Source organism: Streptomyces sp. NPDC003379, assembly GCF_053589195.1.
In genome coordinates, this window is record NZ_JBSFRK010000003.1 from 152989 (window position 1) to 179223 (window position 26235).

Here is a 26235-nt window from a genome sequence, read left to right on the forward strand (position 1 = left end):
ATGGACGACAAGCGTGCTCTTCTCCTGAAACTGCTGGCGTCGGTACAGCAGCAGGCTGCTCCCGTTCCGGTTCCCGCGCCCGCTCCCGCGTCTTCGTCTTCTTCGTACTCGCGCGCGAACGAGGACATCGCGGTCATCGGGCTCGCGGGGCGGTACCCCTCGGCGCGGACGCCGGAGGAGCTGTGGCGCAACGTCGTCGAGGGCCGCAACTGCGTCAGCGAGGTGCCCGGCGAGCGCTGGGACGTGGACGAGCACTACCACCCGGACTCCAAGGACGGGCGCGGCTACAGCAAGTGGGGCGGCTGGCTCGACGACGTCGACAAGTTCGACCCGCTGCTCTTCCAGATCTCGCCCTCCGACGCGGAGGAGATGGACCCGCAGGAGCGCCTCTTCCTCGAGACGGCGTGGGCGACCATCGAGGATGCGGGGTACCGCCCCCGCGGGCTCGGCGCGCACGGCTCGGTGGGCGTGTTCGCCGGCGTCATGAACAATGACTACGAATGGCTCGCGGGCCACAGCAGCGCCTTCGGCACGCACACGCACGCGCGCTCCGCCCACTGGTCGATCGCCAACCGCGTGTCGTACGTGCTCGACCTGCGCGGACCGAGCCTCACCGTGGACACCGCCTGCTCCGCCTCGCTCACCGCCATCCACCTGGCGTGCGAGAGCCTGCGGCGCGGGGAGTGCGCCACGGCGATCGCCGGCGGGGTCAATCTCATCCTGCACCCCATGCACCTGCGGATGCTGGCTGACCGTCAGATGATTTCCCGCGGTGACCAGTGCCGCAGCTTCGGCGCGCACGCCGACGGGTTCGTGGACGGCGAGGGAGTCGGCGCCGTCCTGCTCAAGCCGCTGCGGGCCGCGGAGGCCGACGGCGACCGCGTCCACGCCGTCCTGAAGGGCTCCGCGATCAACGCGGGCGGCAGGACCAGCGGTTACACCGTGCCGAACCCCTCGGCCCAGGCCGATGTGATCAGCGCCGCGCTGCGCCGCGCCGACGTCGATCCGCGGACCGTCACGTACGTGGAGGCGCACGGTACCGGCACTCCGCTCGGTGACCCGATCGAGATCGCGGGGCTGCGCGAGGCGTTCCGTAGCGGCGGCGCCACCTCGGGCGGCGGCTCCACCGGCACCTCGGGCGGCGGCTCCACCGGCACCCCCGGCGGCTGCGCCATCGGCTCGCTCAAGTCCAACATCGGGCACCTGGAGTCCGCCGCGGGGATCGCGGGGCTGACCAAGGTGCTGATGCAGCTGCGGCACGGCGTACTCCCGCCGTCCCTGCACTCGGCGGAGCTGAACCCCGACATCGACCTGTCCGGCACTCCCTTCCACGTCCAGCAGGAGGCCGCGCCCTGGCACCGCCCCGTGGTGGGCGACCAGAGCGGCGCGGAACGGGAGTTGCCCCGCCGCGCAGGCGTCAGCTCCTTCGGCGGGGGCGGGGCCAACGCGCACCTCATCGTGGAGGAGTACCGGGGGAGCCGCACGCCTTCGGTGGACAGCGGCGCCGAGCAACTGGTCGTGCTGTCCGCGCTGAACGAAGAACGGCTGCGGGTGTACGCCGGTATGCTCGCCGACTTCCTCGCCGATTCCCTTGACGGCGGCCGTCCGGCCACCGGAGCGACTCTGGAGGAATGCGTCCGGGTGGCCGCCGGGGTGCTGCGGGTCCGGCCCCAGGATCTCGACCCCGACCCCGACCTCGAACTGGCGGAGTACGGTTTCGGCGCGGCCGAACTGGCCGTACTCAGCGAGCGGCTCGGCCTGGAGACGACGGTCTCCGGAAAGACGTCGCTGCGCGACCTGGCCCACGCGGAGGGCGAACCGGCCCTGACGCTCACGGACTTCGCGCACACCTTGCGCGTCGGCAGGGAGCAACTGGACGTCCGCCTCGCCTTCCCCGCGACCGAACTCATCCACGTCCAAGCGGCCTTGAGATCGGTCGCGGCCGGAGCGGACCCTGCGGGCGCCGAACTGAACGACTCCGGCCGCTCCCGCCGCTCGCTGGCCCCGGACGCGGCGAACCGCTTCGACCACGCCCTGACGGAAGGCGACCTGAAGCTCGCCGCTCACCTGTGGACACAGGGCGTCGAAGCGGACTGGCCGAACATGGGCGGCCACCGCATCGGCCTGCCGACTTACCCCTTCGCTCGTAAGCGTTACTGGATTCCGCAGGGGGTTGGGACGGGTTCGCGGGCGCGGGCGGGGGCGGAGGCAGATCCGCTCGCGCGGGCGGGCACGGAGGCCGGTCCGGCGGCGTTAGCGGGCACGGAGGCGGCTACGGAGCCCCGTTCGCTGGCGCAGGCTGGCACCCAGACACGTTCGCTCGCGCTGTCGGCCACGGAGGCCCGTCCGACCGCGCAGGCGTCAATCCGTCCCGCCGAGCGGGAGATGCCGCGTACGCCCGCTGCGGACGCGACGCTCACGCCTGCGGCGGAGCCCATACGCACACCCGCTGCGGACGCGACGCTCAGGCCCTCGGCACAGCCCGTACATACGCCTGCCGCGGATCCGATACGCACCCCGGCCGCAGAGCCCGTACGTACGCCTGCCGTGGACCCGATACGAACCCCCGCTGCGGACGCGATACACACGCCCCCGGCGGACCCCATACGTACCCCCGCCACAGACCCGACACGCACCCCCGCGGAACTCAGACCCACCCCCGCGACCGACCCCAACCCCCCGAATGGCACCCCCGCCCCGCCCGCCTCGGAAGCGCCTGCGGACGGTGTGCCCGAACTCGGCTTCTATCAGCCCGTCTGGTGTCCCGAGGAGCTTTCCGGGCAGGGGGGTCGTCACGTCGGGGGCGGTGGGCGCGACGTGGTGGTGGTCACCGGTGGGGAGCCCGATGCCCTTGCCGAAGGGTTACTCCGGCACCACCCCGGCGCCCGCCTCGTCCGGCTCGATCGTGATGAGCCGGCGGACCTGTTCGGGAATCCGGTGCGGCACCTGTACCACCTCGGCGGCATGCGCCGTCCGGACAGTCTCGATACCGGTCTGCGTGACGGCGTCCTCGCCCTCTTCCGCACCCATGGTCTCGGCGAGCGGCTCACCGTGGTCACCGCGGGCGCCCACGCCGGCAACCCCCACGCGGCCGGCATCCTCGGATACGCCCAGGTCCTCGCCGCCGAATGCCCGGAGACCGACGTCACCTGCGTCGACGTGAGCGACACCGATCCGGCGGACGCGCTGTCCGCGGTGCTTGCCGAGCCCGCGCACCCCGCGGGGCGTGCGGTCCTGGTACGGGGCGGGCGGCGCCACGTACGGCGGCTCGTCAAGACGCCCGTCCCCGCACCGGAGCGCTCGCCCTATCGCGTCGGCGGCACCTATCTGATCGTCGGCGGCAGCGGCGGCATCGGCCGCGCCCTGTCCGAGGAGCTCGCGCGGCGCCACCGGGCCAACCTCGTGTGGATCAGCCGCGGTGAACTCGGCCCCGAGCAGCGGGCCACCGTCGAGCGGGTGCGCGAGGCCGGTGGCAGTCTGCTGCATCTGCGGGCCGACGCCGCCGACCCGGACGCGCTGCGCGAGGCCGTCGCGGAGGCCAAGCGGCGGTTCGGCGCGCTGCACGGCGTGTGCCACGCGGCGATGACGTTCAACGCCAGCACCATCGCCGAACTCACCGAACCGGAACTGCGTACCGCGCTCGCCGCCAAGGTCGACGGTTCCCTCGCGCTGACCGCCGCGCTGGCCGACGAACCCCTGGACTTCCTCGCGTTCTTCAGCTCCGTCGGCTCCTTCGTGAGTGCGGCGGGCAACGCCGCGTACGTGGCGGCCAGTTCCTTCCAGGATGCTTATGGAAGGCTTCTGGACAGCCAACTCCCGTATCCCGTACGTGTGGTGAACTGGGGCTACTGGGGTCGCGTCGGCTCCGGCGCGCAGCCGGGGCTCCAGGAGATCTTCCGCAGGACCGGCGTCGCCGAGTTCACCGTGCGCGAAGGTCTCGACTCCCTGGAGCGCGTGCTGGCCCACGGCCCCGTCCAGGTCATGCCGATCCGCGCCGACCGGCGCGCCCTGGAAGCGCTCGGCCACCGCACGTCCCCGCTCGCCGAACGATGCGCCACGCCCGCCCCGGCCGGACCCGGCGCCGACGCCGTCCTCGCGGGCTACGACCGGCTCTCCGCGCTCTGCGACCGCGCGCTGCTCGGCGTCTACCAGCGGATGGGCGCCTTCACGCGCCCGGGGGAGCGGGACGGCGTCGCCGCGCTCGCCGAACGGCTCGAAATCGCGCCCAAGTACCACCGGCTGCACGCCGCCCTGCTGAACATCCTCGCCGACGCCGGACACCTGGCCGTCCGCGGCGACGCCGTCGAAGTGCTCGCCCTCCCGGACGGCACCGGCCTCGACCACGCCGAGCGGGAGCTCGACCGGATCGCGGCCGACCACCCGGACATCCACGCCACGGTGGAGCTGACGCGCCTGTTCCTGCGCGACTACCCGCAGGTGCTGCGCGGCGAGACCGGCGCCACCGAAGTCATGTTCCCCAACGCGTCGATGGACCTGGTCCAGGACTTCTACCGGGGCAACCCCCTCACCGACTCCCTCAACGAACTGGCCGCCCGGACCGTCGCGGAGCACGCGCGCGTGCGGGTGCCGGAGCTCGGCGCGGACGAGCGGCTGCGCGTCGTCGAGTTGGGCGCCGGCACCGGAGCGACCACCGAGCGCGTGCTGCCCGCCCTGGCCGCCTGGGCCGACCGCACCGAGTACGTCTTCACCGACATCTCGCCGCAGTTCCTGGAGAGCGCCGAGCAGCGGTTCGGCGCACGCCATCCGTTCACCCGGTTCCGTACGCTCAACCTCGAACGGGACCTGGAGGCCCAGGGGTTCGTGTCCGGCGGCTTCGACATCGTCGTGGCCACCAACGTCGTACACGCGACCAGCGATCTGCGCCGCACGCTGCGCACGGCGCGGGAGCTGCTGCGCCCCGGCGGCCGGCTCGTGCTGAACGAACTGACCTCGATCCGCAGCAGCATCACCGTCACCGGCGGCGTCCTCGACGGCTGGTGGGCGTTCACCGACCCGGAGCTGCGCATCAAGGACGCGCCGCTGGCCACCGCGCAGACCTGGCAGCGGCTCCTCCTGGAGGAAGGGTTCTCCGACGCCCTCGTCCTGGACCGGGGCGCGTACCTCGGCCAGCACGTGATCGTCGGGGAGAACGCGGGCCGCGCCGCCGCCGCGACAGGGCCCGCGCCGGACCCGGCCGCCGAGGCCGTCGAGCCGCGGCCCGCCGGGACCCCGCGAGCGGGCCAGGGGCCCCTGCCCCAGCTCCGCGACATCGTCACCGCCACCCTGAAACTGGACGACCCCGTCGACCCGGACCGGCTCCTGTCCGACTACGGCTTCGACTCGCTGAGCGGCATGAAGATCGCCACGGTGATCGAGGAGGAGATGGGCGTCCGGCTGCGGCTGAGCGATCTGCTCCAGCACCCGACCCTGCGGGAGCTGAGCGATCGCGTCGGCGAGTTGACCGGGCCTGCCGACCCCGCCGACCCCGCCCCCGTCGACGCCCCGCTGCCACCGCCGCTGCCTGAGGTGGCGCCCGAGCCGGTCCCCTTCCCGCTGTCGGCCGGCCAGCGGGCGCTGAGCGTCATCGAGCAGACCGCGCCCGGCAACTACGCCTACAACCTGCCCCTCGCCTTCTGGCTGGACCCGGACACCGACGAGAGCGCACTCCGCGCCGCGCTGCAGTCCATGGTCGACCGGCACCCCCAACTGCGCGCCCGCGTGGTCGGCGACCGGCAGATCGTCGAACCCGGACAGGCACTCGCCTACAGCAACAGGCAGGTGCGCACCAGCTCTGTGGACGATGTCCGCGAGGCCGCGCGGGAATGTGTCCGCGAGCCCTTCGACCTGGCCCGCGGGCCCCTGCTCAGGGCCACACTGTTCACCCTGGCCGACGGCCGGAAGGTGCTGCTCCTCACCTTCCACCACATCGTCTTCGACGGGCTGTCCATCGCCGTCTTCCTGCGCGAACTCTCCGCCTTCTACCGGCGGCGCCCGCCCGCCACCGAGCCGCCCGCCACCTTCGCCGACTTCGTCGAGTGGCAGACGCGCCTGCTGGACTCCGAGCGCGGTGACCGCCTGCGCGCCTACTGGCTGCGGCAGCTCTCCGGCGAGCTGCCCGCTCTCCAGCTGCCCCTCGACCGTCCCCGCCCGGCCGTGCCGAGCTACCGGGGCGCCTCCGTCGAAGGCCGCCTCGACGCACGGCAGATCCAGGCCGCCAAGCAGCTCGCCGCCGACGAGCGGACCTCGCTCTTCGCCGTGCTGCTCGCCGTCTACGCCACCCTCCTGCACCGCTACGCCCAGCAGGACCGCGTCCTGATCGGCACGCCCGTCGCCGGGCGGCCATCCCCGGAGTACGCCGATGTCCTCGGCTACTTCATGAACATGGTCGTGCTGAAGCACGACTTCGAGGGCGGCCAGGACTTCCGGTCCCTCCTGCGCGACGTGCGGGACACCGTCCTTGAGGCCCTGGAACACAGCGACTACCCGCTGCTGACGCTGGCTCAGGAGCTGCGCGTCTCGCGCCTGTTCGACACGGCCTTCTACTTCCAGAACTGGGTGGAGGACGACACCGACACCACCCCGGTCGCCGACGTGTTCCACGGAGTCCACCAGGAGGGCGAGTTCGACGTCACGCTGGAGGTCGTCGAGGAACGGGAAGGCGCCCGCTACTGCCTCAAGTACAACCCGGACCTCTTCGACGAGGACACCGTGCGGCGACTCGGCGAGCACTTCGGCCTGCTGCTCGACTCGGCCGTCGCCGCGCCCGACCGCGACCTCGGCGGCCTGCCGCTGCGGAGCGCCGACGAGCTGCGCCTGGCCGAGGAGCGCCGGCGGCTCACCCGGCGCGACTACCCCGAGGACCGCGTCCTGCCCACGCTCCTCGCCGAGCAGGCCCACCGCACGCCCGAGGCCGTCGCCGTCTCCGACCGGGACACCACGCTCACCTACCGCGAACTCACGGGGCGCGTCGACGCGTTGGCGGCCCGTCTGCGCCGCCGGGGTGTCGCTCCGGGCCGCAACGTCGGCGTCCTGGTCGACCGGTCCGCGGACATGCTCGTCGCCCTCCTCGGCGTGCTCGCGGCCGGTGGCGCCTATGTGCCGCTGGACCCCGACTACCCGGTCGAGCGGCTGCGCTACATGGCCGAGGACGCCGGACTGCACCTGCTGCTCACCCGCTCCGGGACACCCGCGGACCTCGGCGCGCCGGTCCTGGCGATCGACGCGTACGACGACACGTACGAGGGCGTACGCGCGGACGAGGGCACCCCCGCGCCCGGCCCGCACGATACCGCGTACGTGATCTACACCTCGGGGTCGACCGGCCGCCCCAAGGGCGTGCGGGTGCCGCACCGAGCACTGGCCAACCTGCTCCTCTCCATGGCCGAGGAGCCCGGCCTCGCGGCGGGTGACCACCTGCTGGCACTCACCACGGTCTGCTTCGACATCGCCGCCCTCGAACTGTTCCTGCCCCTGATCACCGGCGGCCGGGTGGAGATCGTGCCGACGGAGGTCGCCCGCGACGGCGTCCTGCTGCGCCGCCTGATCGAGTCGAGCCCGGCCACGGTCGTCCAGGCGACGCCCGCGACCTGGAAGATGCTGCTCGCCGCGGGCTGGACGGGCACGCCCGGACTGAAGGTGCTGTGCGGGGGAGAGGCCCTCGACCAGGACACCGCCGAGCAGCTGCTGACCCGCGCCGGCCAGGTATGGAACATGTTCGGGCCGACCGAGACCACCATCTGGTCGGCCGTGAGCCGCCTCGCGCCCGGCGAGCGCGTCACCATCGGCCACCCCATCGCCAACACCCGGCTGTACGTCCTGGACGCGCACGGCAGGACGGGCCCGCCCGGCGTGCCCGGTGAGCTGCACATCGGCGGCGCGGGCCTTGCCACCGGCTATCTGGGCCGCCCCGAGCTGACCGCAGAACGGTTCGTCACCGTGGATGGCGAGCGCCTCTACCGCACCGGCGATCAGGTGCGCGAGCTGCCCGACGGCCGTATCGAGTACCTGGGCAGACTCGACGCCCAGGTGAAGGTCCGCGGCTTCCGGATCGAGCCGGGCGAGATCGAAGCGGTCCTGCGCGGTCGGGACGGCGTCCGCGAGGCCGTGGTGGTCGCGCGCCGCGTCGGCGGCGAGAACGTCCTGCACGCCTTCCTCGTACTTGAAGAGGGCGCCGCCGTGCCCCGCCGCGAGGCGCTGGGTCAGTGGCTGCCCGCGCACATGGTCCCGGACGTCCTGATCCCGCTGGCAGCGCTGCCGCAGACCCTCAACGGCAAGGTGGACCGCGGCAGGCTGACGGACGCGCCCCTGGCGGAGCTGCGGGGGACGGGCACCGCCCCGCAGGCCCGGCGCGGCGCGGCAGGTTCGGGGGTTCAACCAGCGGCGCGGGTCGACGAGTTGGCCGCCATCATCGCCGACATCCTCGGCACGGAGACCGCGGAGATCCCCGCGGACGTGCCGCTCGGCCAGCTGGGGATGAACTCGGTCAGCTTCACCGTGCTCAGTACGCGCGTCAGCGAGCGGTACGGGATCGAAGTGCTGCCGACCGTCTTCTACCGCCACCCGACGGTCACCGCCGTCGCCGCGCATCTGGCGGCGCTCGGGACGACGCCCGGCGACGACACCGCGCGGCAGGAGCCCACCGCCTCCGCCGCCCCCTCCGTCGCCGGTCCCGCCGAGGCCCGGCCGGGGGACGTGGCCGTCGTCGGCATGGCGGGCAGGTTCCCCGGCTCGGCCGATCTCGCGGAGTTCTGGGACAACCTGGAGCAGGGCAGGGACCTCGTCACGGAGATCCCCGCCGACCGCTGGGACTGGCGGGCACACACCGGCAACTCCCGTTCGCGCTGGGGCGGTTTCCTCCCCGGCGTGGACCGCTTCGACGCCGCCTTCTTCGGCATCTCGCCGCGCGAGGCCGAGCTGATGGACCCGCAGCAGCGGCTGCTCCTGGAGGTGGTGTGGTCGGCGATCGAGGACGCGGGGCACCGCCCGAGCGACCTCGCGGGCAGACGCGTAGGCGTCTTCATCGGCACCACCAACTCCGACTACACCGAGGTGCAGCGCGCCGCGGGCCGGCCCGCGCAGGCGCACACGCTCACCGGCGCCGCGCTCTCGATCATCCCGAACCGCATCTCGTACCTCCTCGACCTGCGCGGACCCAGCATCGCCGTGGACACGGCCTGCTCCAGTTCGCTCACCGCCGTGCACCAGGCCGTCACCGCGCTGCGCGACGGCACCTGCGACCTCGCCATCGCGGGCGGCGTCAGCCTGATCCTCGACCCCGGCATCTACGAGGCCCTCAGCCGGGGCGAGATGCTCAGCGAGGACGGCCGGTGCAAGGCCTTCGACGCCTCCGCCAACGGCTACGTACGCGGTGAGGGCGTCGGCGTCGTGGTGCTGCGGGACCTCGCCGCCGCGCGCAGGGACGGCGACCCGGTGGCCGCGGTGATCAAGGCGGCCGCGGTCAACCACGGCGGACGCACCACCTCGCTCACCTCGCCCAACCCCGACGCGCAGGCCGAACTCCTCGTCGACGCCTACCGCGCGGCGGGCGTCGACCCCCGCACCGTCGGCTACATCGAGGCGCACGGCACCGGCACGGCACTCGGCGACCCGATCGAGATCAGCGGCCTCACCGAGGCCTTCGAGCGGCTCGATGGCCACGAGCCCGGGGCGACGGAAGCCGACGGGCAGAGCTGCGGCATCGGCTCGGTGAAGACCAACATCGGCCATCTGGAGGCCGCCGCGGGCATCGCCGGGCTGCTGAAGGTCGTACTCGCGATGCGGCACCGCACCCTCCCGGCCAGCCTGCACTTCCGCGAACGCAACCCCTACCTCGAACTGGACGGCAGCCCCTTCGAGATCGTCGACACCATGCGGCCCTGGCCCGCGCCGCCCGCCGCCGACGGCTCCGAGCCGCCCCGCCGGGCGGGCGTCAGCTCCTTCGGCTTCGGCGGCGCCAACGCGCACGTGGTGCTCGAAGAGGCGCCGCCCGTGCCGCACGGCCCGGACCGTGCGGACGCCGACCTGTTCGTGCTGTCCGCCAGGACCGAGCGGGCCCTGCGGGAACAGGCCCGACGCCTCGCCGCCCACATCCGCGCGCACGAGCCCTCGTCCGCCGATGTCGCCCACACCCTGCGCGTCGGCCGCGACGCCATGGAGGAGCGCCTCGCCTTCGTCGCCCGCGGCCGTGCCGAACTCCTCGACCGGCTGGACACCTGCGCCGCGGGCCGTGCCCCCGAGGGCGCGCTGCGCGCCCGGGTGAGCGCGGGGCAGCGCCGCGCCGCGGCGTCGCGCGGCACCGCCTGGCAGGACTTCGTGCGCGCGCTGTCGGCCGAGCGGGACCTGGAGTCACTGGCGCAGCTGTGGATCGACGGCGCGGACGTGGACTGGTCCGGGCTGCCTGGCGGCCGCAGGATCGGGCTGCCGACGTATCCGTTCGAGCCGACCCGGCACTGGGTCGACGCCCCGGACCCGGCCACGGCCCTGGCTGGACGCGTCGCGCCGTCCGCATCCGCGGATCTGCTCGACGAGAACGTGTCGACGTTCGGCGAGACCGCCTTCGCCAAGCGCCTCACCGGCTCGGAGTTCTATCTGGCCGACCACCAGGTCGGCGACGAACGCGTGCTGCCGGGCGTCGTCTACCTGGAGATGGCACGCCTCGCCGGTGAGCGGGCCCACGGCACCATCCCGGTCCGGCGGATCGAGGAGGTCGTCTGGGCGGCGCCCGTCGCGCTCGCTCCCGGACAGCAGCGGGACCTGCGGATCGTCGTGGCGCCCTCCGGCGCGTTCGAGATCAGCGGCGAGCGCCCGCACGCCCGCGGCCGCCTGGTGTTCGACGAGCCGGGCACGAACGCCGACGCCGCGCCCGCGCCCATCGACCCGGCCGCGGTGCGCGCCCGGTGCGACGAAAGCCGCACCCGGCAGGAGTGCTACGACTACTTCGGCCGCCTCGGCTTCCCATACGGCCCCGCCTTCCAGGTCATCGAGGAGCTCGCCCTCGGCGACGGCGAGGCGCTGGCACGGCTGCGCCGCCCCGAGGTCGGCCCGCACCGGTTCCACCCCTCGCTGCTCGACGGTGCGCTGCAGACCGCCGGCTGGCTCGTGCCGGGCTCGGCGGCCCACCTGCCGTACTCGATCGGTTCCGTCCGTCTCTTCGCCGAACTGCCCGCCGACTGCCTCGTGCACGCCGTGGCCGTGGAGAGCCGCGCCGACGCGCAGGTCTTTGACATCGGCCTGGCCGCGCTCGACGGCACGGTCGTGGCACGGATCGAACGGTTCACCCTGCGGGCCGTGCCGGGCGCTGCCGCACCCGTGACCGAGGCCCGTGTGCACGCCTTCGAGCCGGTCTGGCAGGACGCGGAGCCCGCGCCCCGGGACGCCGTGGAGCTGCTGTCCGTACTGGACACGGGAGACGGCCGGGCCCAGGCCCTGCGTGATGAACTGGCGCGCCTCGCACCCGAGTTGCGGGTCACCGTAGGCGGCGGGGAGGCGGCCTCGCACGTCGTCCATCTCGCCACGGACGACCGAGGAACCGCAGACGGCCTCGGAGAGGCACTGCGCGGTGGCTTCCACACCGCCCTCGACCTGTGCCGGACGCGGATCGCCGACCACGGCGGACCGCTGCGTTATCTGTACGTCCACCAGGAGCGGGCCGGGGCCGCAGGGGCGGCACACGCCGCGCTCGACGGCTTCGCCCGGACCATCGGCCAGGAACACCCCGGCATCCGGATGAGCGTCCTCGCGCTCGCGGCCTCCGCATCAGCATCCGCCTCCGCATCTGCCTCCGCACGCGTCATCGCCGAGCGCGTGCTCGCCGAACTGGGAGACAGCGCACCGGAGGTACGGATCGACGGGCCCCGGCGCCAGGTCCGCGGCTGGCGCGCACTCACCCTCGCGCCGACCGGGACCTCGCCGCTGGCGAGGGACGGAGCGCACCTCATCACCGGCGGCACCGGGAAGCTCGGCCTGCTGGTCGCCGAACGGATCGCCCGGCACCCGGGCGCGGGCATCGTCCTGGTCAGCCGTTCCGCACCGACCGCACAACTCCCCGACGGCTGGCTGCACATCCGGGGCGATGTCGCCGTGCGTGCCGATGTCGAGCGCGCGGTGGCCGAGGCCCGGCGCCGGTTCGGACGCGTCGCGGGAGTCGTGCACGCGGCGGGCACGCTGCGGGACTCGCTGGTGCTGCACAAGAGCGGGGCGGACGCCGACGAGGTGCTCGCGCCCAAGGTCCGCGGCCTGGTCCACCTGGACGAGGCGACCAGGGCGGACGCCCCCGACTACTTCGTCGCGTTCGGCTCGACCGCCGCCGTCTTCGGCAACGCCGGGCAGAGCGACTACGCGTACGCCAACAGCTTCCTCGACCACTACCTGGAACGGCGCCCCGGCGGCGGCGGCCTCACCGTCGACTGGTCGCTGTGGCGCGACGGCGGCATGACCCTCACCGCCGAGGCCCGCCAGGCCATGCGGCGCGAGTTCGGCATGGAGCCGCTGCCCGCCGAGGCGGCACTCGACGCCCTGGAGGCCGCCCTGCGCGGCGGGGCCTCCCGCGTCCTGCTCACCGCGGGCGACCGCGCGCGGATCGGCGACGCGCTGCGCGAGCGCACCGCCGGGCCCGGCCCGAAGCGGCCCGCCGAAGCCTCTCCGGCACGGGCGGCGGACGACGTGGACAGCGGTGAACTGCGCGCGCTGACGGTGGAGTTCCTGCGCGGACTCCTGGCCGCCGAGCTGAAGATGCCGCCCGCCGATGTCGCGGAGGACGAGGCGTTCGACCACTACGGCGTCGACTCGCTGCTGGTGCTCAGCCTCACGCGCGCGCTGGAGGAGCGCTTCGGCCCGCTGTCCAAGACGCTGTTCTTTGAATACCTGACCATCGGCGAACTGGCGGACTTCCTGGTCGACCAGCACCCCGACGCGGTGCGCGACCTGGCGGCGCCCGCCTCGCAGGCGGAAGCGGAGGCGGAAGCGGAGGCGGGTGCGGTCCCGGCCGCTGCGGTGACACCCGCCCCCGTCGTACGCGCCGCCGTGCCGGAACCCCAGCACGCTCACGTCCCCGTGCCCGCCCCCGTCCCCGCCGACGACGAGATCGTGATCGTCGGCGTCACGGGCCGCTATCCGCAGGCCGACGACCTCGGACAGTTCTGGCGCAACCTGCGCGAGGGCAAGGACTGCGTCGAGGAGGTCCCCGAGGACCGCTGGGACCACGACCGGTTCTACGACCCGGACCGCGACGCCCCCGGCAAGACGTACGCCAAGTGGGGCGGCTGGCTCTCCGACGTGGCGTCGTTCGACCCCCTGTTCTTCCGCATGTCCCAGGTGGAAGCGGTCCACATCGACCCGCAGGAACGGATCTTCCTCCAGACGGTGTGGCATCTCCTGGAGGACGCCGGTACGTCCCGTGCGGCGCTGTCGAAGGTCCGCACCGGCGTCTTCGTCGGCCTGATGTACGGCCACTACCAGCTGTACGGCGTCGAGGAGGCGCTGCGCGGCGACGGCGCGGCCACCTCGTCGTCGTACGCCTCGGTGGCCAACCGCGTCTCGTACTTCTTCGACTTCGACGGTCCGAGCATCGCCCTGGACACCATGTGCTCGTCCTCGCTCACTGCCCTCCACCTCGCCTGCCGGGCGATCCGGGACGGGGACTGCGAGGTCGCCGTGGCCGGTGGCGTCAACATCTCCAGCCACCCGCTGAAGTACCTCCAGCTCGCCAAAGGCGGGTTCCTCTCCAGCGACGGACGGTGCCGCAGCTTCGGCGAGGGCGGCGACGGATACGTGCCCGCCGAGGGCGCGGGGGCGGTGCTGCTCAAGCGCCGCAGCGCGGCCGAGGCGGACGGCGACCGCATCCTCGCCGTGGTCAGGTCGACGGCGGTCAACCACGGCGGCGCCGGCAAGGGCTTCAGCGTGCCCAACCCGAAGTCCCAAGGCGTGATGATCGGCGAGGCGCTGTCCCGCGCCGGACTGGCCCCCGCCGACCTGGACTACCTGGAGGCGCACGGCACGGGCACCTCGCTCGGTGACCCGGTGGAGATCACCGGCCTGGTCCGCGCCTTCCAGGGGCACGACCTGGACGGCGTACGCATCCCGATCGGCTCGGTGAAGTCCAACATCGGGCACGCCGAGTCGGCCGCGGGCATGGCCGCGATCACCAAGGTCCTGCTGCAACTGCGCCACCAGGAACTGGTGCCCTCCCTGCACGCCGAACACCTGAACCCCCACCTCGACCTGGACGCCACCCCCTTCCGGCTCCAGCGCGAGCTGACCGCTTGGGCGCCGCGCGTCGACGCCGCTGGCAGGCCCCTGCCCCGTACCGCCGGAATCAGCGCGTTCGGGGCGGGCGGCAGCAACGCCCACGTGATCCTGGAGGAGTTCGTGTCACCCACGCAGACGCCCGCCCAGGAGCCGCCGTACGTGTGCGTGCTCTCCGCCCGCGACGCGGAGCGGCTCACCGAACACACCGCGCGGATGGCCGCGTTCCTGCGGGGGGAGGGGCGCGGCACCCATCCCGCCGCGGTCGCCGCGACGCTGCGGACCCGGGAGCCGATGGCGCACCGCCTCGCCGTGGTCTTCGACGGCGTGGACGATCTCGCGGACGCCCTGGAGAGCCATCTGTCCGGAGCGGACAGCTCACGGGTCCTGACCGGCACCGCCGCCCGCGCCGCCGCCCGTGCCGCCGAACCGGCCACCGGCCGCACCGCGCGGGAGCTGGCCGCGGCCTGGGTGCGCGGCGCCGCCGTCACCTGGCCCGGCGGGGGCCCGCCGGTCTCCCTGCCCGGCTATCCGTTCGCCCGGGAGCGTTGCTGGCTGCCCGCCGCCGACGCGGTGCGGGGCCGCCCTGCCGCCCCACAACCGGCCGCCCCGTACGGAGAGGTGCTGCTCTCCACCGATACCCCGGTCATCGCCGGGCACCAGGTCCAGGGCCGCTCGCTGCTGCCTGCATTGGCCTACGTCGACCTCATCGCCGGGGTCTTCCACGATCACGGGTGTCCCGTCGAGCGGCTGACGGTACGTAATCTCACCGCGCTGCGGCCGCTGGACGTGACGGACGGGCCGGTGGCCACGGAGATCCGTTGCACCGCCGACGGCCCGGACCGCTGGCAGGTCACCGTGACCGACGGCGTCCCCTACGCCACCGCCGAGGTCCTCGTCACCGACGCCCCCGCGTTCCGCGACCGGCTCGACAGCCACCCGCAGGGCAGCACGCCGAGGCCGCTGGCCGAGACGTACGAGAGGGACGGCGGCAACGGCCAGCACTACAGCGGCGCGGCGCGCGCGGAGGGCACGGTCCGCACGGACCAGGAGCGGCTGACCGCCGAACTCGCCGCCCCGCGGGGTGAGTTCCTGGTGCATCCGGCGCTGCTGCTCGGCGCGGCGGTCGCGGCCGGTTCGCTGCTCGACACCGGCGGCCAGGCGTTCCTGCCGCTGCACATCGCCTCGTTCCGTACGGCGGGACCGCTGACCGGGCCCTGCACGGCCCGGGTACGCCGCTCCTCGGTGAGCAGGCGCGGCGAGGTCGTCCGGCTCTCCGTGGACTTCTTCGACCCGGAGGGACGAAAGGTGGCCGAGCTGTCCGAGCTGTCCAGCAAGGCGGTGACGCCCCCGGCGGCCGTGTCCGTCCCCGCAGAGGTGGCTCCCGCGCTCGGCGCGCTGCCCCCGAGCGGTCGCGCGGAGGCGTTCCTGCGGCGCCTGCTCGCCGAGCGCCTGGACCGCGACCCGCAGTCCATACCGGCGACCGCCGGCTACTACGAGCTGGGCCTCGAATCCGTGCAGGTGCTGAGCCTGGTCGAGGCGCTTCAGGAGGCTGTGGGGCAGGAGTTGGAGCCGACGCTGCTCTTCGAATACACCACGGTCCGCGACCTGGCGGCCCATCTCGCGGACCGCTTCCCGGGGACGTTCGAAGTGGAGAAGAGCGCTGCCTCTCCCGGGGGCGAGAGCGCTGCCTCTCCCGGGGGCGAGAGCGCCGCCGTACCCGCGAGCAGCGGGCTGAGCCGCGTCATGCGGGGCGCCGTCATCCCGCCCGCCCCGGCCCCCGCCGCCCTCTCCGCCGACGAACTCGACCGGCTGATCGCCGGACGCGTACTGCTGCGCCTCAGCGCTTGTGGGGCGTTCTCCGACGGCCGCACCGAGTCCGTGCCCGGCCTCGCCCGGCGTCTGCGCGTCGTGGAGAAGTACCGGCGCTGGCTCGACGAGGCGGCCCGGCTGCTCACCGCCGCCGGGCTGACACGGCAGTACGACGATGTCCTGGAGCTCACGGCGGAGCGGCCCCCGACGCATGACGCGGCCTGGACCGCCGTACGCGAGCGCTTTGCTTCCGACCCCTACTGGAACGCGCAGCTCTCCCTCGTCGAGGAGTGCGTCGAGCGGCTGCCCGAGATCCTCTCCGGGGCGCTGCCCGCGACCGACGTGCTGTTCCCCGGCGGGTCCATGGCCAAGCTCACCGCCGTGTACCAGGGCAACGCCGTCGCTGACCGGCTCAACGACGTGGTGGCGGAGGTGACCGCCACGGCGGTGCGGGAGCGCCTCGCCGACGATCCCTCGGCCACCGTCCGCCTCGCCGAGGTCGGCGCGGGCACCGGAGGCACGACGGCCGTCGTACTGCCCCGCCTCGACGCCTACGAGGCACACGGCGACGCCTACGACGCACACGGCGACGCCTACGACGCACACGGCGACGCCTACGACGCACACGGCGACGCGTACGCCGACCGCGTCGAGTACTGGTACACCGATCTGTCCCCGGCCTTCCTCGACCAGGCGGAGCACCGCTTCGGGCCCGGCAGGCCCTACCTGCGCTACGGCCGCTGGGACGTGACGAAACCCGGCGCGGGCGAGCGGCTCACGGGTGGCGACTGCGACGTCATCGTGGCCACCAACGTCCTGCATGCCACCCGGGACATCCGCCTCGTCCTGCGCAACCTCGCCGCGGCCCTGCGCCCCGGCGGCGTCCTCGTCGTCAACGAGGTCACCCGCAAGTCCGCGGTCCTCACCCTCACCTTCGGCCTGCTCGACGGCTGGTGGCTCTACGACGACGAGGACGTCCGGGTCCCCGGGGCGCCGATCCTCTCCGCGCCCCGCTGGCAGGAGGTGCTCAAGGACTCCGGATACGACGAGGTGTGGCGGCCGGTCGCCGAACCGGACGCGTTCGGCGAGGTCTTCGTCGCGCGGCGCTGCCCGGCCGAGGTCCCCGCGCCCGAAGGAACCCGCCTCCTGGTCAGGGAGTGGCGGCCCGCCGCGACCACCGCGGGCCGTCCGCCGCACGCGGTGGCCGTCCTCGGGACCGGGCAGCACGCCCGCCGCCTCGTCGCCTCCCTGCCGGGCACGGAGCTGATCGGCTGCGCCGACGATCTGCACGACCGCTTCGACGCGCTGGTCGACCTCGGCGGCGTCGGACTCGCCGACTGGCTCCCCGTACTGCAGCGCATGGCCGGACGCGAGTCCTTGCTGCTCGGCGTCGGCACCGGTGACGCGCGCGCCGGGCTCTACCGCATGCTGCAGAGCGAGTACGGCCGGGTCCGCTCCCGCTACCTGGAGGCCGACCCCGCCGACCCCGACCTGCCCGGCATCGTGGCGCGTGAACTGGCCGACGGGGGCGACGACATCGACGTCACGTACAGGCGAGGGACGCGACACCGGGCCGTGCTCACCGAACTCCCCGCCGCCACCGGCGCCCCCGTCCGGTTCCCCGCCGACGAGACCCTGCTCATCACCGGCGGCACCCGGGGCATCGGCCTGGCGCTGGCCCGGCACGCCGTCGACCACTGGGGCGCCCGCACCCTCGTCCTGAGCGGGCGCGACCAGCTGCCGCCGCGCCACGAGTGGGACCGCCACGGCACGGACACACCGCTGGGCCGCAAGCTCGACGGGCTGCGCGCCCTGGAGCGGGACGGGGTCCGGCTGCGGGTCCTCTCGCTGCCGCTCGGCGATGACGCGGCGGGCGTCCGTGCCGCACTGGCCGGCATTCGGCAGGAGTTCGGCCCGATCGGCGGGGTGCTGCACGCGGCCGGGCTCGTGGACCGGGACAACCTCGCCTTCGTACGCAAGCCGGTCGACGCGGTGCGGGCGGTGCTCGCGCCGAAGGTGGCCGGGCTCGACGCGCTGGTGGACGCCCTCGCCGAGGATCCGCTGCGGTTCTGCGTGCTGTTCTCCTCGGTCGCCTCGATGGTGCCCGCCGCCGCGGTCGGCCAGAGCGACTACGCGATGGCCAACGCCCACCTGGACGCCGTCGCCCGCCGCGCGCCGCACGGACTGCCGGTGGTGAGCGTGGCCTGGCCCAGCTGGCGGAACGTCGGAATGGGCAGCGAGCGACCCGGCCCCGCCTACCAGGCCACCGGCCTCGGCCAACTCACCGAGGAGCAGGGGCTCCGGCTCCTCGACCACATCCTGTCCACCGGCGCGGGCCCGGTCGTCCTACCGACGATCGCCGCCCCCGACTGGACACCGACGACTCTGCGGGCCCCTGGGCCCAGGGCTTCGGCACAGCCCCGCTCGTTCGCTGCCGCGCTGGCTGCTGACGCACCGGTCATGGGCGCCCCGTCCGCTGCCGCGCTGGGTGCTGGCGCACCGGTGATGGGCGCCGCGGCCGCTGCCGCATCGTCCCCTGCCGCATTGGCCGCTGGCGTCCCGTCCGTTGGCACATCGTTCGCTGGCGCACCGGCTACTGCCGGGTCGTCTGTTGGCACGGCTGCCGCCGGACCGGCAGCGGCCGCTGCGGCTGCCGACGCACCGGGCGCTGCCACAGCGCCTGCCACCGCACTGTCCGACGCCACAGCGTCTGCCGCCGAGCCGCCCGCTGCCCCAGCGGCTACCGCTGCACCGCTCACCGCCGCGGTGTCCGACGCCACAGCACCCTCCACCGCACCACCCGCCCCCGCCGACGCGGCCCGCACCCCCGGAAGTACCGCGAAGGAAGCCGAGGCCTGGCTGCTCGGCCTGCTGGCCGAGCAACTCGGGTTCGAGCGCGAGCGTCTCGCCGCCGACGTGCCGATCGCCGACTACGGCACCGACTCGATCATGATGGTGCAGGTCCTCCGCCTGGTCGGTGGCGAGCTGGGCGTCGAGCTCGACCCGTCCGTCCTCGTGGACCATCCCACCGTGGAGTCCTTCGTCGGCTGGCTGGCCGCCCACCACGGGCAGGCCCTGGCGCGGACCTTCGAGGGAGAGGGCAGCGAACCCACGGGCACCGGGAGCCCCGCCGTCACCGCGGCGCCGTCCCCCGCCGACGCACGTCGACAGGCTCCCGCCGACGGCCCGTACGACATCGCCGTCGTCGGCATGTCGGGCCGCTTCCCCGGCGCCCCCGACCTGGAGAGCTACTGGCGGCTCCTGAGCGAAGGGCGTTCGGCGATCGGGCCCGTGCCCGCCCGGCGCTGGGGGACCGAGACCGGGTACACCGCGGGTCTCATCGACCTCGACGGGTTCGACCCGGCGCACTTCCACCTCTCCGACAGCGACGCCGCCGCGATGGACCCGCAGGCGCTGCTGCTCCTGGAAGAGACGCTGTTCGCGTTCTGCGACGCGGGCTACACCCCCGACGAGCTGAAGGGCCGTGACATCGGCGTCTACGTCGGCGGCCGCACCCGGCACGACCCGGACGAGGTGACGCTGGGCCGCAGCCGCAACCCCGTGGTCGCCATCGGCCAGAACTACCTCGCCGCCAACCTGTCGCACTACTTCGACCTGCGCGGCCCCAGCACGGTCGTGGACACCGCCTGCTCCTCCGCGCTCGTCGCGATGCACCACGCCGTCCAGGCGATGCGCTCCGGTGACGTCGAGGCGGCCGTGGTCGCCGGGATCACCCTGCTCCCGAGCGCCGACGGGCACCGCCTGTTCGACCAGCGAGGACTGCTCAACACCGGGCCGGAGTTCCACGTCTTCGACCGGCGGGCCCGCGGCTTCACCCCCGCGGAGGGCGTCGGCGTCCTGCTGCTCAAGCCGCTCGCCGCGGCCGAGGCCGACGGCGACCGGGTGCACGCGGTGATCAAGGCGGTGGCCGTCAACAACGACGGCAGGACCGCGGGCCCCGCCACGCCCAACCCCGCCGCCCAGCGGAGCGTCATGGCCCGCGCCCTGGCCCGCTCCGGGCTCGCCGCGGACGACGTCACGTACATCGAGACCAACGCGGCGGGCTCCCAGATCCCCGACCTCATCGAGCTGAAGGCCATCACGGCCGTCTACCGCGCCGACTCCGACACCCCCTGCTCGCTCGGCTCGGTCAAGCCGAACATCGGCCATCCGCAGTGCGCCGAGGGCATCGCGGGAGTCATCAAGACCGTCCTGATGCTCCGCAACCGCCGGATCGTGCCGTTCCGCAGCGGGCAGCAGCCCCTGGAGCACTTCGACCTCGCCGCGACACCGCTGCGCTTCGAGCGCGAACTCGCCCCCTGGCCCGACGCGCCGCTGGTCGCCGCCGTGTCCAGCTTCGCGGACGGCGGCACCAACGCCCACGCCGTCCTCGCCGGCCGGGACGGCGCAGCGAGCGGCGGGCGGCAGCCGCTGGAACGCCCGCGCCTGAAGCGGCGCGCCCTGCCGACACCGCGCACCGAGCGGTACGCGATCGTCGGCATGGCCGGTCACTACCCGGGCGCCGCCGACCTCGCCGAATTCTGGGAGAACCTCAAGGCGGGCCGCGACAGCGTCGCCGAGGTCCCCGCCGAGCGCTGGACGCCCGGTGAGGGACGCGAGTCGCGCTGGGGCGGGTTCCTCGACGGCGTCGACCGGTTCGACGCCGACTTCTTCCGGATCTCCCGCCCCGAGGCGGAGATCACCGACCCGCAGGAACGCTGGTTCCTGCGCACCTGCTGGGAGGCGATCGAGGACGCCGGGTACACCCCGGCCACCCTCGCCGACGCCAAGGGGCCCGACCTGCGCCGGGCGGTCGGCGTGTTCGCCGGGGCCATGCACAAGGACTACACCCTGGTCGCCGCGGAGGCCGCCACGCCCGTGCCGCTCAGCCTCAACCAAGGGCAGATCGCCAACCGCGTCTCCTTCGTCTGCGACTTCCACGGCCCGAGCATGACGGTGGACACCCTCTGCTCGTCCTCGCTCACCGCACTGCACCTCGCCGTGGAGAGCCTGCGCCGCCGCGAGTGCGAGGTCGCCGTCGCGGGCGGCGTCAACCTCTCGCTGCACCCCGGCAAGTACCACACGTACGGCAGCGTCGGCATGCACTCCTCCGACGGCCGCTGCCGCTCCTTCGGAGAAGGCGGGGACGGCTATGTGTCGGCCGAGGGTGTCGGCGCGGTGGTCCTCAAACCGCTCGCCGCCGCCGAGGCAGCGGGCGACCACATCTACGCCGTCGTCGCCGCGTCCGCCGTCAACCACGTGGGTTCCGGCAGCGGATTCAGCGTGCCGAGCCCCGTCGGCCAGGCCGCCGTCATCACCGCCGCGCTCGCCACGGCGGACATCGACGCCCGCTCCATCGGCTACCTCGAAGCGCACGGCACCGGCACCTCGCTCGGCGACCCGATCGAGATACGGGGCCTCGCCACCGCCTTCGGCAGGCACACCGACGACACCGGGTTCTGCGCGCTCGGGTCGGTGAAGTCCAACATCGGGCACGCCGAGTCCGCCGCGGGCATCGCCGGCCTGACCAAGGCGGCGCTGCAACTCCACCACCGCACGCTGGTGCCCTCGCTGCACGCGCGGACCGTGAACCCGCTGCTCGGCCTGGACGCCACCCCGTTCCGGCTGCAGCGCGCGACCGAGGCGTGGCCCGCCCCACCCGAGGGGCCGCGCCGCGCGGGGCTCAGCTCCTTCGGAGCCACCGGATCCAACGCGCACATCGTCCTGGAGGAGTACGTCCCCGCCGCCGAAGCCGCGCCCGCCCGCGCGCCGCACGAGCCGGTCCTCGTGCCGCTCTCCGCCCGCACCGAGGAGCAGCTGCGGCAGAGCGCCGCGCGGCTGCGGGACGCGATCACCGCGGGCGCCGCGGGACACGCGGCGCGCGACATCGCCTACACCCTGCAAGTCGGCCGGGTCGAGTGGGCCGTACGCGTCGCCTTCGTGACGCACGACACCGACGAACTGGCCCGCCAACTCCACGACTTCGCGACCTCCGGGACGCGCCCGCCGCTGAGCGGGACGGAACTCCACGAGACGGCGCGGCGCTGGACCGACGGCGCCCCGGCGGACTGGCCCGCCCACCACGGAACGGACCGCCCACGCCGGGTGTCCCTACCGACGTACCCGTTCGCGGAGGAGAGCCACTGGGTCCCCACGACCGGCGAACAGCACACCACCGCCCCACCGGCCGCGTCGCCCCCGGCCCGCCCCGTCGAGGCTCCCGTGCCCCCGCGGCAAGGGCTGCCACCCGTGCCGCGCCGGGCCGAGTCTCCCGCGGCTCCTGCCCCGCGCGGGGAGTCCCCGGCCCTCTTGGTCGAGGCTCCTGCGACTCCGCCGCAGGGACTGCCGTCCGTGCCGCGCGGGGAGGCCCCAGCCCGCTCGGTTGAGGCTCCTGTGATTCCGCCGCAAGGGCTGCCGCCCGTGCCGCGCTCAGTGGAGTCCCCCGCGGGTCCCGCCCGGGGGCATGCGCCGCGCGGGGAGTCCCCGGCCCGCCCGGTTGAGGCTCCCGTGACCCCGCCGCGAGGGCTGCTGACCGTGCCGCGCTGGGTCGAGTCGGCCGCGGTTTCCGCCGCCCCGCGCGGGCCGCGCAGGGTGCTCGTCGCCGCCGAGGGGGCGGGCTGCGGGCTCGCCGGGGCGTTGGCCGCGTACCACCGGTACGGCGGTGCCGAGGTGACCGAGCGGCCGCTGGACGGGTCCTTCGGTCTCGGGGGAGCCGTGCCCGACCGGATGTACCTCGTCACCGGCTCCGGGCAAGGCGCCCGGGACGGCGCGGACGGGCCCGAACTCGCGCTGCTCCGGCTCGTCAAGGCCGTTCAGCGGATCGACGGCAGCAGGCGGACGGACCTCTGCGTCGTCACGCAGGACACCCAGTCGGTGACCGGGGAGCACAGCGCCGCACACGGCGCGGGCCTCACGGGCCTCGCCTACTTCGTGGCCCGCGACTCCGGGCGGTTCGCCGTACGGAACCTCGACGTGACGGCCGCCGACCTGCTGACGCCCGAGGGCCGTGAGGCGGTCGCCGCCGCCGTGGCCGCCGAGCCCCCGTCCCCGGCCGCCGACCTCGTCGCACTGCGCGGCGGGCGGCGGTACCGGCAGGAGGTCCGTCCGGTGGAGCCGTCCGAAGCGGCCAGGCCGGGGCTGCCGGGCATCCGGCCGGGCGGCACCTACGTCGTGGTCGGCGGCAGCGGCTTCGTCGGACGCGCTGTCAGCCGCCATCTGATCGACCGGTACGACGCCAAGGTGGTCTGCGTCGGACGCCGACCGCAGGGCGACCCCGCCGTCCGCGAGGCCCTTTACGGGGACCGCGTCGGCTACGTACAGGGCGATGTGACCGACCCGCGCCAGGCCCGGCGGGCGATCGCCGAGGCGAAGGCGCTCCTCGGCGAGATCCACGGCGTGCTGTTCGCGGGCGCCACCCGCATCACGGGGGCGCCCGGCGCGCTCGCCGACCTGGGCGAGGACGAGTTCCGCGCGCACTACGAGGTGAAGGCCGCGGGCGCCCGCAACGTGTACGACGCCGTGGCGGACGAACCGCTGGACTTCCTCTGCTACTTCTCCTCCGCCCAGGCCTTCTCCTTCGGCGGCGCCGGCACGCACGCCGCCTACGCGGCCGGGATCACCTCCGCCGACGCCTTCGCCCGCTCCGTCGCCCCCACGGCCCCGTTCCCGGTCGGCATCGTCAACTGGGGAGCCTGGCGCGCCTCCTTCGGCGAGGCGGCACGCGACTATCCGACGCTGGGCTTCCTGGACGACGCCGAGGGGGCCGCCTGCTTCGACACGGCGGTGCGGCTGCTGCGGGCCGACCGCTACCGGCAGGTCATCGGCATGCGCGCCCCGACGGCCCCGACGACCGCAGGGACCCCGGCGGCCCCGACGGCCCCCGCGGTCCCCGACAGCGCGGCCGGCGGCCGTGACCGGCGCCCCGAACTCCGGCGTCTGCTGGTGGAGCGGCTCGCCCGGACGCTGCGCGTGCCGAAGGAGGACCTGTCACCCTCGACGGCCTTCGCCGACCTCGGCGTCGACTCGATCACCGGCTCCACGTTCGTCGCGCGGATCGCCGAGGAGCTGGACATCGAGCTCAACGCCGCCGCCCTGTACGAGTTCTCCTCCGTGGAGCGGCTGGCCGACCACCTGGACGGACTGCTCGGCCCGGACACCACTGAAGGACCGCCGACCTCAACAGAACCACTTGCACCACCCGTGCCGTCCGCACCGGACGACCTGATCGTGAAGTTGGAGGCACGTTTCGCGGCCGGAGAGCTGTCCGCCGCGGAGGTGCTCGACCTGCTCGACGCAGAGCTGGCCACGAGGGAGCAACGATGAGCAGCGCAGACTTCCGCGACATCCTCGACGGATACGTCAAGGGCGCGGTCGGCGCGGAGCGGGCGCGCGATCTGCTGGACGCCCGCCGCCGGACCCCGGAACCCCAGCAGGACGGTTCGCGGATGCTGGACATCGCGGTGGTCGGCATGTCCGGGCAGTTCCCGGGGGCCGCGGACGTACGCGAGTTCTGGCGCAACCTCACCGAGGGCCGCGTCGGCTACGGCGAGCTGCCGGACCACTACCTCGCCGGGGACGACCCCGGCGGCTACCGCTGGGGCGGGGCGCTCCCCGAACGGGACCTCTTCGACGCGGAGTTCTTCGGGATCCGGCCGCACGAGGCGGACCTGATGAGCCACAACCAGCGGCTACTGCTCCAGGAGAGCTGGCACGCCCTGGAGGACGCCGCGCTCGACCCGACGTCCCTGGCCGGCTCCCGCACCGGGCTGTTCATCGGCGCCGAGCCCACCGGCTACCCCCACGAGTCGTTCACCGGCGCCTCCGACGCGCTGGTCGCCTCCCGTCTCTCGTACTTCCTCGATCTGCGCGGCGCCGCCCTGGTCGTCAACACGGCCTGCTCGTCCTCGCTGGCCGCCGTGCACCTGGCCTGCCAGAGCCTGCGCTCGGGCGAGTCGTCGCTGGCCCTGGTCGGCGGCGTCAACGCCGGCCTCGACGCGCGGGGGCTCGACCTCCTCGTCGAGAGCGGCGCGATGTCACCCAGCGGACAGTGCCGCACCTTCGACGCCGACGCGAACGGCACCGTCTACTCCGAGGCCGTCGCCGTCCTCGTGCTCAAGCGGCTGTCCGACGCGGTGGCCGACTGCGACCACATCCACGGCGTCGTCCGCGCCACCGGCATGAACCAGGACGGCGCGAGCAACGGCATCACCGCGCCCAACGGCGCCGCGCAGGAGGACCTGGTCCTCGACGTCTACCGGCGCTTCGGCATCCCCGCCGAACGCGTCGGCTACGTCGAGGCCCACGGCACCGGCACCGCGCTCGGCGACCCGGTGGAGGCCAACGCGCTGGTACGGGCGTTCCGGCGGCTGACCACCGAGCGGGAGTTCTGCGCGATCGGCAGCGCCAAGGCGCACATCGGCCACACCGGCGCCCCGGCGGGCGTCGTCGGCCTGATCAAGGTCCTGCTGTCGATGCGGCACGGCCACCTGGTCGGCATGCCGACGCTGCGTGAACTCAATCCGCTGATCGACTTCAAGGACTCGGCGTTCGTCCCCGACGAGACGGCCGGGCCCTGGCGGAACGGCTCCGGGGCTCCGCTGATGGCCGCGGTGAACTCCTTCGGGCACAGCGGCACCAACGCGCACGTGGTGGTCGAGCAGTACGTGCCCGTCGCCGAGCCGGATCGCTCGTACGACGGCGGCACACCACAGATCGTCCCTCTGTCGGCGCGCAACCCCGAGCGGCTGCGTGTGTACGCGGACGCTCTCGCCGAGTACCTGGACAGCGCCGCCGCCTCCGCGGCCGCCGTCACCACCCCGGTTCCGGTCATGGAGACAGCGCGCACCGCGGACCCCGCCCGGGTGTGCGCGGTGGTGGCGGGCGTCCTGGGCGTCGCCGCCGACGAGATCGACCCGGACGAGCCCCTGGACTCCTACGGCGTACGTCCGGAACAGTTCGCCCGCATCGGCGCGGCCCTGGACGCCGAGTTCGGCCCGTGCCTGGACGCCGACGCCCTGCACGAGGGGCGTACGGCGGGCGAGCTGGCCCGCCTGACCGCGCGGTCCGACGGTTCCACCACCGGGAACGCCGACGACCGTGCCGGAGCCGGAAGCGCACCGCCGTCGCTCGCCGACGTGGCGCGCACCCTACAACTCGGCCGCGCGCAACTCCCGGCCCGCGCCG

Annotated in this window: 2 protein-coding genes (1 of these 2 only partly in view); both read left to right on the forward strand. The window is 74.0% G+C overall.

The annotated features are described in order from the left end of the window. Entirely contained in the window at nt 1-24375 is a 24375-nt protein-coding gene (locus ACWDVB_RS04595; protein WP_451513919.1) for an amino acid adenylation domain-containing protein, read from the forward strand. Beyond that, nucleotides 24372-26235, forward strand: partial view of an SDR family NAD(P)-dependent oxidoreductase gene (locus tag ACWDVB_RS04600; protein WP_451513918.1) — the 5' portion only. The gene runs 7115 nt beyond the window's last position; the window shows 1864 of its 8979 coding nt (coding positions 1-1864); it begins with the start codon at nt 24372-24374; its stop codon lies off the right edge, out of view. Before ACWDVB_RS04595 ends, ACWDVB_RS04600 begins: the two co-directional genes overlap by 4 nt.

Coding starts and splice junctions, on each gene's coding strand:
- ACWDVB_RS04595 (WP_451513919.1), top strand. CDS start 1: ATGGACGACAAGCGTGCTCTTCTCCTGAAACTGCTGGCGTCGGTACAG.